Consider the following 14,132-nt stretch of genomic DNA (forward strand, 5'->3'; position numbering starts at 1 on the left):
ATTAATTTTATTGGATATCCTTTCTTAATAGAATATCACTATTTCCTCAATTGGAGCGAAAACTTCACAGTAACATATACCTAAACAATAATTAGCAGAATAATATGAAACGAATACTAACGACGATACTTACGCTATTTCTTCTCTTGAATAATGCGCTATCACAAACTAATATGACAATTCCCGAGCTAACCCACCCAAGTCCTGAGGTAGCTTCATTGGGTTCATATGGAAATATTCCGATAAACATGTACACTGGAGAAGCTAATATTAGTGTGCCTTTAAAAGTATTGGACTTTGATGGCCTTCCCATTCCAATAGTATTATCCTACGGTACCGATGGTATTAAGGTTTCACAAGAAGCGGGCTGGACAGGTTTGGGATGGACTTCTTCCAATGAGCCTGTCATAACAAGGCAAATCAATGGACACTGCGATATCACAATAGGCAGTGGACCAAATCAATCTTTGGTCGGGTTCGCTTTGACAGATGTTACAATTCCACAGTACATAGGAGATTACGGTCAAGCTATGAACGATAAGATGGTGCTCTATACTGATTATGATAATAGGATTTTAGGATGGGATACCCAGCCAGATGTATTCACGCTCAACATTTTTGGTGAGACCGCCTCATTCATTCTTACCCAAAAAGCTTTAAATGGAGGCAATATAGGCGTCAGTATGATGAATACGGATAAGAGGTTCAAAGTAGAATATATAGAGCCATCAAAATCTTTTAAAGTAACAAACGACAGAGGCTTTGAGTTCTATTTTGAACAAAGGACCTATTCCATCACCGCCACTTATGGTCCAGACACACTATATGCTGTTCAATCCCCTCATATAGACCCCCTTATTACGGGCTGGAAGTTGGATAGAATGATTTCTCCCCGAGGAGCAGTTTTAAATTTTAACTATTACCCTATGGTACGTCAACAGGAAACACCCAGATTGTTTGATACGGCCTATGGGTTTCCATATTTTACAGACCCGCAGCTTAGTTTTTTAGTCAATACACCCCAAGAAGGAAAACAATTGACGGGCTACCAAATATTGTATTTGGAAAGTATGACATCGGATGGATTTCAGGTACAGTTCAATACTTCCGATAGACTGGATGTTGCAAAGGTTGGTGACACGGATGTTGAAATAACCAATATACCAAGTCTTTTGACTGGAACCTTAGATCGCCCCAAAAAGTTGGAAAGCATCAGTATCAGGGATTTTTCTGGGCAAGAGAAGGTGAAATTTGATTTCAGTTATTCTTATTTTAATCAAGGCCAAATTTCCAGTAGTGATTCAAAGAAGTATTTACGTCTAAAGCTGGACAGTGTACATAAGAACAACGAATTTTTCAGAGGGTTTGATTATATCAATAGTGAAGCACTACCAATAAAAAATTCCAAATCAATGGATTATTGGGGCTATTATAACGGTAAAGTCAATGCCTACAATTATCCATCTTTTAGAAAGGAATATTCTTGGATAAATCCTAATACCAATCAGGAAGAGGATAATATGCAAACTATCTTAGGAGCAGACCGTAGGGCCGACTTTACTTATGGACAGAACGGTCTATTGGAGAGAGTATACTACCCGACAAGGGGCTTTACAAAGTTTATATACGAGCCCCATTCCGTGATACTCACCAATGAAAACAGAATCACAAATTACCCATTTGAAGAAGAAACCACTTTGGAAATCACTTCTTATGAAGAATCCCAACCCGCAGTTTCTCAAAATATTTATCTAAGTAACAATAGTTCTGCGAAAGAGTTCTCCAGACTTACAGGAACACTTCAAATTGCCTGTGGTCAAGAATTTGAGAACAGTTCATCCGATGATGACATTAGAAAATGTGATGTGGCCGATGAAGATATTTCCAGTATAGCCTTTCAAATGGTCAATGCTGATACAGAACAGGTAGTTTTTGAAAGCCCATTCTCAAGCTCTCCAAGGTGTCTATATCAAGGTAGCGGTTCAATATGCCCACCTTTGATCGTCACTTCTCAGGATGGATATGTTTTTAAATATTCCTTCAATTTCAGCGAAATACCTGATGGCAATTACTATTTCAGGGTTCAGGGATTAAAACATCCTTCCAATTTTTATGACGAGGATGAAGGTGCAAATAGCTCACATCCCGATTACTACAAACAATATTCGTTTGCGGTCAGATTCAGCTTGAAAATACCCAAGTCGTTGTTGTACGATGCGTACGACCTAGAGATAGGCGGTGCTAGGATTGCTAGTACCGAAAATTATGATTATGACAATGGAATGTTATCTAAGAAAGACTATACCTACTTATTGGACTATGATGGTAACAACCCATTGGATGGCTTTTCTTCGGGTATTTTAATAAACCCACCTGTGTATTCAAACTTTGCTCAATATATGGGACTTAGGGATGGAAGTGGCCTTCCCTGTTCTGTACAAAATTTAACGGATTGGCATACCTATCTGACTGAAGTTTATTCCACCAATGTACATGCCGCAAATGCCCCACCTAGTTCTCATGTTGGATATTCAAGGGTTGAAGAGTCAGAAAAATTTTTCGAGAATGGTCTCTGGAAGGGCAACGGAAAACGGATAAGCATTTATGCCAATAAACCGAACGTATTTAATACCTTTTACAGTATTCCTGGTATAATCGATTTTTTTCCGGCTACCTCACCACATACCTCTCAGGTAGCATATTATCCTGAATCGACCTACGAAGAAAGCAATGGAGATTTGCTCAAAGAAACGTTATATGATGCAAACGGTTCCAAAGTTAGCGAGACTGTACACGAATATGATTTCCACAATTACTTACCACCTCGTTCCGTCGGAAGAGGTCTCTATCCCCGAATATCTACGCAGCATGATTGGGTCTGCAATTATGTTGGCACTTCTGGCGTGTTTACGGAATTTCAGATTTACAACATAAAAGAAGAGAGTACACCTAGGATAAGGACAGTCACTACAGAATTTCATGAAGGTATAGCGTTGACAGATTCCACAAGCTATTCCTACAATCAGCACTATCTTCCCAGCAAGGTTTCCATTCAAAAAAGCGACGGCAAGCAAATCGAAAAAATTTATTTGTATCCCGATGACGTGAATAGTTTGGGTGGCCTAGGTGAAGAGTTGACGTCTACAGAAAAGGCAAACATAGATGCCCTGAAGGAATTCAACCAGCATCGAATAGCAGAACCTGTTCAAACAAGAACCAGTACCATTGACGGAAGTTTAGTAACCACCTCGGTTCAACGAACAAACTACGGCGCTTGGGACAGTGGAATAATTCTTCCAGCAGGTATAGAATCGCTGAAGGGGGAAATGACGATGGACAATACGCTTAAAGAAGAGTTTCAATTCCATTCATATAGTTCTGTAGGAAAACCGTTAGAGGTTTCAATGGATGATGGTATGTGGACAAGTTACTTCTGGGGCTACAATCAAACGTATCCAATCGCTAAGGTAGAGAATGCCTCTTATACCGAAATTGCTCAAGCTCTGGGAACAACAATTGCTTTATTAAAGAGCTTTGATGAATCCGATATGACCGATCTTGAAAATCTTCGTTCCCTACTTTCCAATTCCATGGTTACTACCTACACCTATGACCCCTTGATCGGAATGACTAGCATCACGGATTCCAGGGGCTATACTACATCCTATATCTACGACGGTCAAAACAGACTGAAAGAGGTACGTGATCAAGATAATAATTTATTAAAAGAGTACAGATACAACTATAAAAACTAATCATGAGAAACGCCATAATCCTTACCGCCATTTTATTTTCGGCTTTTGTCAGATCTCAAAGCATCGCCATCAATGGACCAACGGACGTAGATGTAAACTATACGGCCAACTATTCGCTGGGACAATATATCAATCCAAACGCGTACCCGCCAATTTGGTCCATTACTGGGGGCACCATTATTTCCTTCGACGGGCAGAATATTTCAATTTATTGGCATGATATTGGGGTCCACACACTTTCGCTCGAATATGACCAATTAACGCTTTATGCTTCATTGGACGTGACCGTCAGCGCATATGTATACAATCCCCCTAATCCAGTAATAGATAGCAATACATGTAATTCTGCAATTATCAGGAGGTCCGGTTCCCCACCAGCTGGAGTAACTTGGTATTGGCAGGGCACCGATGTCAATGGAACAAGTACATCTCTTGGAAGCGCTTCTACCTACAACGTGAATGCTTCGGGAACCTATTATATTAGGGCTTGGGACAATAATTCTGGAGAATGGAGCCCTGACCTGGGTTTTATCGACGTAAATATAATCCCATATATAGGTGGCACAATAGCGGGCAATCAGACAATTTGCTATGGAACCGAGCCTTCTCCGTTAAACAATCAATCTGTAGCGAGCGGAGGAACAAGTTATTCATACCAATGGGAAGAATCCACTGATGATGGAGTAAGTTATACCAATATCAACGGAGCGACCTCGACTTCGTATACTCCTGCCATGAACCTGACATCCACCACTAAATACCGAAGGGAAGTTACATCTTGTGGATTGACGGAATATTCCAATGTGGTCACTGTAAACGTACGTTCTTCAATTGGAAACGCAGTGGGGGCAAATGTCTCCAATTGTAGCCCTGGTTCGATAGACCTAACGGCTACGCCAGGGACAAATGCCGATAGCGTCAGATGGTTCGAAACAGAATCCGGAGGTTCTCCCATACATGTAGGTTCAAGCTTTTCGACACCTTTTCTAACAGAAAGTAAAACGTATTATGTAGAAAGTATAAGCCTCGGCTCAGGATGCGTATCGGATAATAGAACTGTGATTCAAGCGAATATAACTTCAGGGACCATTTGGTATGCGGATGGAGATTTAGATGGTTTGGGAGACCCCAACAATAGTACACCACCAAGATGTTCACCCCCAGATAATGGTATACAGTACGTTACCAACAACAACGACTTATGCCCTGATATAAGCTCGGAAACAAATATTTGTTCCATGGTTATCAGTGAAAATCCAAACGACCACAATTACATTTATGAAATAGTATACCAAGATTCTTCGGTTTCGAGCACTGCTCTGTTTGTTCAAGACGATAGAGTGTTGCAACGCGTTGTTTACTTTGATGGTCTTGGACGGGAAATCCAAAATATCGGAATTGGACAATCACCAGATAAGGACGATATCATAAGGCATATCGAGTATAATGGCACAGGTCTGATGGAGAAAGGATTTCTGCCTTTCACGGTCCAAAGGTCTGATTTGGGACATTACATCAGTTCCAGTAAATCCAACACATTGGATTTTTACGATGATTTTAAATATGAAAATACTTCGAACCCATTCACAGAAATAGAATTTGAGCCATCACCTTTAAATAGGGTACTCAAACAGGCCGCCCCCGGAGAGGACTGGAAGATGGGCAGCGGTCACGAGATCGAGTTCGGGTACGGTACTAATATAACGGGCGAAGTGCAGCAATATACCGTAAGCCTTGCCTTTGCGAACAACACGTATACGCCGACCCTTGTTGAGGACGGCCACTATCCACAGGGCGAACTCTACAAGATGGTGACCAAGGACGAGAACCATGACGGGACATCCTCCAAGCTCCACACCACCGAGTCGTATACCGACAAGCTGGGCCATGTGGTGCTCAAGCGGACGTATGGGGAAGTGGGGTCGCCGAGCGCAGTCGAGGCCCACGACACCCATTATGTGTACGACGACTATGGCAACCTCACCTTTGTGCTGCCGCCAAAGGTGGACACTTCCAACGGGGTAAGTAGTACTGAGCTCAACGAGCTCTGCTACCAGTACAAGTACGACAACCGCAACCGTTTGGTGGAGAAGAAGGTACCGGGCAAGGGCTGGGAACTTATCGTTTATAACAAATTGCATTGGCCAATTATGACACAGAATGCATTACAGGACTCAAAGAATGAATGGTCCTATACCAAATATGATGCATTTGGACGGATAATCGTATCGGGGGTGCTGAACCTTAACCTGACAAGGTTACAAGCACAGACCAATGCGGACAATGCTATAGTACAATACGAGGAAAAGGACGGACAAGTGTATACGGACGATGCCTATCCCTCCATATTCAACGGTTCACCGTTTCCCCAGCTACAGGTGCTCAACTATTACGATGATTACAATTTCCCGCTGTTCGGCTATACCGTGCCCACCACCGTACTGGGTCAGGCCGTGACACAGAACGTAAGGGGCCTGCCCACGGGCGGTGGCAGGCTCGTACTGGACGGGAACAACGATAAATGGGTGAGATGGGCCAGGGCCTACGATGAAAAGGGAAGGCTCATCACAGAGGGGACCATGAACGAACTGGCGCAGACCTTTACGCAGGTGGAGACCAAGCTTGACTTTGTGGGCAGGCCGGAACAGGTGGTCACCGTCCACACCAAGGGGGCGAACCCGCCAATAGTGACCGTGGACAACTATGCGTACGACCATATGGGCAGGCTCACCGAACAGACCCAGATCATAGGGGCCCATACCGAGACCATCGTGGAGAACACCTATGATGAACTGGGGCAACTGGTAGGGAAGAAAGTGGGCGGCAACCTACAGACGGTGGACTATGAGTATAATGTACGGGGCTGGCTAAAGGCCATCAATAATACCGCAAACCTGGGCAACGACCTCTTTGCGTTCGATATCAACTACAATACGGCGGACCATGGGGGCACACCGCTCTACAACGGGAACATCAGTGAGACGGAGTGGAAAACGGCCAATGTGGACAACGGCCTGAAATGGTACCGCTACGGCTATGATCCGCTGAACAGGATCATAAATGCCACTGCAAACAGTCCCAACTATCATCTGAACAGCGTTGGCTATGATAAAAATGGAAATATTCTATCTTTGCAAAGGCAGGGGCATACCAATGCAGATGCCACGCTCTTTGGCAATATGGACGATCTGGTTTACACGTATGACAGCGGCAACAAGCTTATAAAGGTACTGGACAACGGGAACGATAGCCAAGGCTTTAATGACGGGATCGATACCACCACGGAATATACCTATGATGCCAACGGCAACATGACATCCGACCTCAATAAAGGGATATCGAGCGTTGAGTATAACCATCTCAACATGCCAATAAAGATTACGGTAACAGGTGCAAATGCTGGTATTCTGGACTATATCTATGCGGCAGATAGGACGAAGCTAAGGAAGATAAACAGCAACGGCACAACGACCGATTACATCGGAAACTTTGTTTACGAAGGGGGAAGCCTGAAACAGATTACACAACCAGAGGGCTATATCGAGCCAGATGGTCAGGGCGGATATGACTACGTGTACCGCTATGTTGATGTATGGGGCAACACAAGGTTAACCTATGCGGACGACAACGGCGATGGGTCAATTGACCCCGCAAACGAAATCAGGAGGGAGCAGAACTACTACCCCTTTGGGTTACTTCATAAAGGGTACAACAATGTTGTGAATGGCGTAAAGAATAACTACAAGACTTATCAGAGTCAAGAGTTCACGGAAGATTTAGGCTTAAATATCCATGAGTGGAAATATAGAATTAGCGATCCGGCAATTGGTAGGTTTTGGCAAATAGACCCATTAGCGGAACACTATTCTTATAACTCTACTTATGCCTTTGCGGAAAACAAGTTGGGAATTGGTAGAGAATTAGAAGGACTGGAAGTTGTTCCTCATATGCCACCATTTGGAAAAGGGATGACCTCTGAAAATCTTGCTAGACATCAAGAAGCTCAACGTGTTGCAAATACAGTTGCAACTGTTGGACAGCTTGCGATGGTTGGAGGTGTTGCTGCGGGAATTGCCGGAACTGAAGCTACTACTGCTTTTGTTGCTAATGAGATAAAAGATGAAGCTTTATCACAAGCAACAAATGGAGCAAGTGATATTTTCGATGTCACCAAAATGGCTTATAAAGGTCTAAAGAATTTAGCTGAATTTGGGTTTAAAAAATTATTTGGTAAAGCGGATAATGTTGCTGACGCATTTTCATCAAGTGTAGATGATGTTACTGATGCTTTTACTAAATCTGGTGGTGCAGGCAAACTTGAAGGCTTAAAAATTGATGATGCAGATGGAAACTTCTTTCAAGTTTCTGGTAGTTTTGATGGCACAGATTTTGCTTTTCAAGGTGATATAAGTGTAAGTGATGGTGTTTTGACAATAGATGGAGGCGATTTTGAAGGAGCACTTGGTGTTTCTGGATTTAAAGAAGCTCTTGCCAGTTTTGGTAAGTCAAGTAATGTAGAAAAAGTTATTTTTAATTCTGGAAAAAGAACTACTGGCGCTAATCCAGGAAAGACTATTACAATAGAAGCAAACGTTAAAGATTATTTTGATTGAAAAGATTAATTATTAATGGTTTTAAAACCAAAGAACAGTACAGAATCCAGTTTACCAACTTTTTAAAGGAGTTTGGTAGATATGGTTTGAAAGATGCTAAAAACCTGTTAGATGGAATGATAGATGGAGAATCAATTGAAATTGAGCTTTATGAAAAAGATATTCAGAATGCAGAATCTATTTTAAACAAACTTAATATGGATTATTATATTATGAATTAACAAAAAACCACTTTTAACGAGGTGGTTTTTTTATAAGCTATATCTTAAAAGGAAATTATTTAATTTTTTCCATTTCTACTTCAGTGATATTATAATTGGAAACAGATTTGCATCTGAATCGATTATTTTCAGTCTCTATAATCTTTACGTTTATTGGTATGTTTAAAATCTCTTCGTAATGATTAAGTGTTTCAATAGGAGTTACAATAAACTCACAGTCAGATAACCATTTTACTGTACACGTAATTTTAATGTTTTTCAGTTCATTAGTCTCAATTTGAATAGAATCATTTCTTTCAATTATGTAACCGTCATATGCTGAATCAGTATACTTAAAAGTTCCTGTTTTAAATTGGTTACAATTGTCAGGTTTTTTTGAGCAACTACTGAATATCATTAAAGAAAGTAGTAGAATTAAAACCCTCATAATGCAATAGATTTAAGTTTTACAGCTTTAATAAGGTTATCAATAACATAAAAAAAGTGTGCTTTATCTTCTTCTGGCAAATGTTCAATATACTCAATACGTTTTAAAACATCTTTATCATAGTTAGAGAGCTGACCTTCGCCAATAATATAATCTACACTTGCATCAAAAGCTTTAACCATTTTAAGCGATACTTCTATTGATAGCACATTATCATCATGTTTGTACTTACCAATCATCACAAAAGAAGAACCAACTTCTAGTTTTATCTTATGGTTAGCTTCTTTCTCAATTCCATTATCAAATTATAAATATATTGGAATTAATCCAAATAATAGGATTATTTCCATAATTCTAATCTTTTTTATCTAGTTTTATCGTCCTCAATTAAAAAATAATGGAAAGATCTATACTTCACATGGATATGGACACCTTCTTCGTGGAATGCGAAAGGAGGGAAAATCCAGGCCTTATCAATAAACCTGTTCTAGTGGGGGGTACGGGCAGCAGGGGCATAGTCTCCGCATGCAGTTATGAAACACGTCCCTACGGAATCCACTCGGGCATGTCGATGCCCATGGCCAAAAGGATGTGTCCCGAAGCTTTGATCATCAAAGGCAATTCTATGGTATATACCAAGTATTCAAAACTGGTGACCGATATCATAGGCAATGAAGTGCCCGTTTTTGAAAAATCCAGTATAGACGAGTTCTACATTGACCTTACCGGTATGGACAGATATTTTGGCACCTATAAGTTTGCCAAACAGCTCAGGCAGAAAATCATTGATAATACGGGCCTGCCGATTTCTTTCGGTCTATCGCAGAACAAGGTCGTTTCGAAGGTGGCCACGGGCGAGGCAAAGCCCAATAATCAGATGCGTATCGATTTGGGCTATGAGCGCAGCTTCTTGGCCCCATTGCCCATCCGTAAGATTCCGTCGGTAGGAAAGGTTTCCGCATCACGGTTAAGGGACCTGGGAATCCATATGGTCAAATCACTGCAGTCAATGCCAAAGGAGGTCATACATTCTGTTCTAGGGAAAAACGGCCTTATTATCTGGGAACGTGCCAATGGCATTGATACGCGTCCGATCACTCCCTACTCGGAGCGAAAATCGATTAGCAGGGAACGTACCTATGAAGGTGACACCGCAAATATTGAAAGTCTAAAGGCCACCCTTACGGCCATGGGGGAAAGTTTGGCCTTCCAGCTCAGAATGGACGACAGGTTGGCCTCTTGCGTAAGCGTCAAGATCAAATATTCCGATTTTTCGGTCTATTCCAAACAAGGTCGGCTTTCATATACTAGTGCCGACCATCTGCTCATTCCGAAAATTCTTGAACTTTTTGAAAAACTTTACGAACGGAGGTTGCTGATACGTTTGGTCGGCGTACGCTTTTCAGACCTGGTAGGCGGCCACTATCAAATAAACCTGTTCGATGATGATTCCAAGCGGATAGGACTCTATACGGCCATGGACAGAATGAGACAACGTTTTGGTGCCTCTTGCTTGATGAGGGCCTCGACCATGGACGTAAAATCGGTCCGTAGCAACAGGAACCCGTTCAATGGCGAGCCGCCCATAGTCCTGGCACATCGCAGACAATAACCTTGAACCGACCGGATGATATGTACCTTAACTGCCACTCACAATTCTCGCTTCGTTATGGAACCTTGACCGAGGTTCAACTTTTGGAACTTGCCGTTCAAATGGGCGTGGGCTATATGGCCCTGACCGATATAAACAATACTTCCGCTACCCTCAATTTTTTGAAGAACGCCACAAAATTTCCTTTATGGCCCGTCGTCGGGGTAGACTTCAGGAACGGGGTGGAGCAGCAGTACGTTTTATTGGCCAAAACCAATTTGGGTTTTCAAAACATCAATGAATTTCTGTCCCATCACCTTCATTCCAACAAAGAGTTCCCAAGGACCGCCCCTTGCCTTGGGGATACCTTCGCAATATATCCTTTGGAGAATGTCATGGAGGACCAAAGGGTCCAGTTTCGGGACAACGAATATATAGGGGTGTCCATAAAAAATTTGAGGAAGCTCCCCTTTACCAAGTATATTGAACATACCGATAAACTGGTCATACAACAGCAGGTCACATTTCGGCACAGAACGGATTTTAATGCACATCGGCTGTTGCGCTGTATCGATTTGAATACGCTGTTGAGCAAACTTCCCAAATCTGAAGAAGCCTCTCCCGATGCTATCATGCTCCCCATTGAGAGACTTTCCGATTCTTTTGCGGATTATCCGTTTATCAAGGAGAACACGAAAAGAGTCATGCAACGGTGCAAGGTGGATTTTTTTTTTGGCGACCAACGGACCAACCAAAACCAAGAGCATCATTTTGGGAGTAAAAATGCTGATTTTGAATTCCTCAAAAAAGAATGCTACGGTCGTTTGCCCAAGCGGTACCCCCATATGAATGATTCAATTCTTAAAAGGGTGGTTCATGAACTGGATTCCATAAAGAAAATGGGCTTCGTGTTCGATTTTGTCGCCAACTATCTTATCGTAGAGAATGCAAGGGCCAATAATTGGCCCCACATTGGAAGGGGTTCAGGGGCAAATAGCGTTGTCGCCTATATATTGGGCATCACCAATGTGGACCCGATTGAACTGAACCTTTACTTTGAGCGTTTTATCAATCCCTATCGTATTTCCCCGCCCGATTTCGATATTGATTTTTCGTGGCGTGACCGTGATAGCGTCACCGAGTTCATATTTGATACATTTGGGAACGTAGCTTTGATGGGGACCTATGTAACCTTTCAATACCGAGCTGTCGTAAGGGAGCTCAGCAAAGTTTTTGGAATGCCAAAGGAACAGACGGACAACTTCCTGGCAGGTCGTTATGTCGACCCTGAAAAGGACAAGTATCTCCGTCTTGTCCGTAAATACGGTAAACTGATTCATGGATTTCCCAATTACGTAAGTGTCCATGCCTGCGGTATTGTTATCACCGAAAGGCCCGTCGAATACTTTTCGGCGACCTTTATGCCCCCGAAGGGGTTTCGTACCGTTATGTTCGATATGAACATAGCCGAGGATGTCGGGATATTCAAATTTGATATCCTGGCGCAGCGCGGGCTTTCAAAAATCATGGACTGTCTGGAGATTATATCCTACAATCAGCCAAATGCCGTTGTCGAGGATATCGACAATGTGTATCACTTTTACCGAGATCAGAACCTTAATGATCTGCTCAGCACAGGGGACTGTATCGGTGGGTTCTATATCGAGTCCCCCGCGATGCGGGTATTGATGACCAAACTTCGGACCAATGATTATTTGGGATTGGTCGCCGCCAGTTCCATCATTAGGCCTGGGCCCGGGAACGGGGGCATGAAAAATGAATACATTTTACGCCACAGGTTCCCGAAACGAAGGGCCAACGCACATCCTATCATGTACGATATTCTAAGGGAAACATATGGAGTAATGGTCTACCAAGAGGATGTTTTAAAAGTGGCGCACAATTTTGCGGGGTTGACCTTGGCCGAGGCAGATGTCCTGAGAAGGGGCATGCGGGGCAAGACCAGAACAAAGGGGGTACTTTTGCGGATGAAGGACAAGTTCAAGGCCAGCTGCCGAAGGAAAGGACATCCAGAGCGAACAATAGATGATATTTGGGACCAGGTCGAATCCTTTGCGGGTTATGCGTTTGCAAAAGGGCATTCGGCTTCCTACACCGTCGAGAGCTATCAGAGCCTGTATCTAAAATATTATTTCCCCATTGAATACATGACTGCCGTCCTTAACAATGGCGGGGGATTTTATAGGACCGAGACATATGTCAACGAGATCAGGAAATACGGGGGCACGATTTTGCCCCCTTGCGTCAATACCAGTGACCATCCGAACATCGTTATTGGCAAAGAGGTATTTTTGGGTTTTGGAATGGTCAAGTCCATCGAGAACAATACAACCGAAAGACTACTTTCCGAAAGACAGCTGAACGGAAAATTCAAGGGTCTTGCCGATTTCTACGATAGGGTTCAGATCGGGGTAGAGCAGTTGGTTATTTTGATAAAGGTGGGAGCATTTCGTTTTACGGGCATTGGGAAACACAGTCTAATGTGGGAGGCCTATTTAAAACATCAGAAAGGAGGCAAAAAACCAAAAGCCCCCACGCTTTTTAAAACGCCCCATATCGAATATGATATCCCCGAACTTGAGACGAATTTTTTGATCGAGGCTTACGACCAGCTCGAGTTCTTTGGTTTTCCCTTCATGTCAAGATTTAAGTTGTTGAAATGTAAACCCTCAAGCCAATTGTTGGCCAATGATTTACCAAATTTTGATAAACAGAAAATTACCATATATGGAAACCTGGTCACTTTTAAGGGCACAAATACAAAGAATGGGAAATTGATGTATTTCGGAACGTTCGCAGACGCCAACAATATGTTTTTTGATACTGTCCACTTTCCAAAAGTTGCAGAAAAATATCGTTTTCAGAGCAGGGGAGTTTATAAAATAAAAGGTACGGTAATGGAAGAACTGGGCTATTATTGTATTATCGTGGACCAACTTCATTTTCAAGAAATTATGCCCGACCCCAGGAGTCATTTACCTGAAAATTCAAATAAATCAATCGTTTGATTGAACCTTCTTTCTTCGACTATATTTTTTGAAGTATTTTTTGATGAAATAACAAATAAATATTACAAAGATTACACAAAGGATTATTGCACTGGTAATTCAAGTTTCTTGTCATGAGCCCAAATTTATTTATACCTAATTTCGACTGCAGTCATACCATATTCTTCGTTAACTACATAAGTCGAAGTTCCAATCGGAACCCCTACACCTGAGCTACCTACTTTTCCTATTATGATAATTCCATCAGCTCCGATTTCACGTGCCTTTCTTGTAATCTGTTCCAAACTCCATTGGTCATTTGTGTCACCACATGTAATCTGTGCAAATTCAGTGTACTCTTGAGTAGGTTTATTTGTTACATAGACATCAATTTTTGAATCTTCCTCTTTAGGCGGATAGGAATCACCAAAATGCGTGACTTTTGCTTTAGCCATTAAAAAACCTGTGCTTGCACATCTGGAGAATCCTAATATGCAAATAACCAATAGAAATACAT

Annotated in this window: 8 protein-coding genes; 5 read left to right on the top strand and 3 right to left on the bottom strand. The window is 42.1% G+C overall.

Features of this window, described 5'->3' with window-relative positions:
• Positions 1-104: 104 nt before the first annotated feature.
• From HME9304_RS08865 to HME9304_RS08875, 3 genes are read left to right on the top strand one after another with little or no spacing between them, the layout of a single operon-like run.
• Positions 105-3,755: an RHS repeat domain-containing protein gene (locus HME9304_RS08865; protein ID WP_123877414.1), complete on the top strand. Its 3,651-nt coding sequence runs from the start codon at positions 105-107 to the stop codon at positions 3,753-3,755.
• A 2-nt stretch (positions 3,756-3,757) separates the two neighbouring features.
• Positions 3,758-8,368 (top strand): DUF6443 domain-containing protein, encoded by a 4,611-nt coding sequence (locus HME9304_RS08870; protein ID WP_112378250.1) that lies wholly within the window; start codon positions 3,758-3,760, stop codon positions 8,366-8,368.
• Positions 8,365-8,589, top strand: coding sequence for a hypothetical protein (locus HME9304_RS08875; protein WP_112378251.1), 225 nt, complete (start codon positions 8,365-8,367; stop codon positions 8,587-8,589). Before HME9304_RS08870 ends, HME9304_RS08875 begins: the two co-directional genes overlap by 4 nt.
• 55 nt (positions 8,590-8,644) lie before the next feature.
• Here the strand turns inward: HME9304_RS08875 and HME9304_RS08880 are convergent, their stop codons facing one another.
• Together HME9304_RS08880 and HME9304_RS08885 are read right to left on the bottom strand one after the other, a co-directional pair.
• Positions 8,645-9,016, bottom strand: coding sequence for a hypothetical protein (locus HME9304_RS08880; RefSeq protein ID WP_112378252.1), 372 nt, complete (start codon positions 9,014-9,016; stop codon positions 8,645-8,647).
• Positions 9,013-9,225, bottom strand: coding sequence for a hypothetical protein (locus HME9304_RS08885; RefSeq protein WP_123877417.1), 213 nt, complete (start codon positions 9,223-9,225; stop codon positions 9,013-9,015). Before HME9304_RS08885 ends, HME9304_RS08880 begins: the two co-directional genes overlap by 4 nt.
• 188 nt (positions 9,226-9,413) lie before the next feature.
• On the opposite strand from HME9304_RS08885, the gene dinB reads away from it, so the two are divergent.
• Together dinB and HME9304_RS08895 are read left to right on the top strand one after the other, a co-directional pair.
• Complete coding sequence (dinB, locus tag HME9304_RS08890) at positions 9,414-10,628, top strand: DNA polymerase IV (RefSeq protein ID WP_112378254.1); 1,215 nt, start codon at positions 9,414-9,416, stop codon at positions 10,626-10,628.
• Positions 10,629-10,648: 20 nt separating this feature from the next.
• The gene (locus tag HME9304_RS08895; protein WP_112378255.1) at positions 10,649-13,636 is read left to right on the top strand and encodes a DNA polymerase III subunit alpha; all 2,988 of its coding nucleotides are present in this window, start codon (positions 10,649-10,651) and stop codon (positions 13,634-13,636) included.
• Between the two features lie 125 nt (positions 13,637-13,761).
• On the opposite strand, the gene HME9304_RS08900 is transcribed toward HME9304_RS08895, so the two are convergent.
• On the bottom strand, positions 13,762-14,070 hold the full coding sequence (locus HME9304_RS08900; protein WP_206170458.1) for a hypothetical protein: 309 nt from the start codon (positions 14,068-14,070) through the stop codon (positions 13,762-13,764).
• Positions 14,071-14,132 lie beyond the last annotated feature (62 nt).

Origin of the sequence: Flagellimonas maritima, from assembly GCF_003269425.1 — a bacterium.
Taxonomy (GTDB): domain Bacteria; phylum Bacteroidota; class Bacteroidia; order Flavobacteriales; family Flavobacteriaceae; genus Flagellimonas; species Flagellimonas maritima.

Coding starts and splice junctions, on each gene's coding strand:
- HME9304_RS08865 (WP_123877414.1), top strand. CDS start 105: ATGAAACGAATACTAACGACGATACTTACGCTATTTCTTCTCTTGAAT.
- HME9304_RS08870 (WP_112378250.1), top strand. CDS start 3,758: ATGAGAAACGCCATAATCCTTACCGCCATTTTATTTTCGGCTTTTGTC.
- HME9304_RS08880 (WP_112378252.1), bottom strand. CDS start 9,016: ATGAGGGTTTTAATTCTACTACTTTCTTTAATGATATTCAGTAGTTGC.
- dinB (WP_112378254.1), top strand. CDS start 9,414: ATGGAAAGATCTATACTTCACATGGATATGGACACCTTCTTCGTGGAA.
- HME9304_RS08895 (WP_112378255.1), top strand. CDS start 10,649: ATGTACCTTAACTGCCACTCACAATTCTCGCTTCGTTATGGAACCTTG.
- HME9304_RS08900 (WP_206170458.1), bottom strand. CDS start 14,070: ATGGCTAAAGCAAAAGTCACGCATTTTGGTGATTCCTATCCGCCTAAA.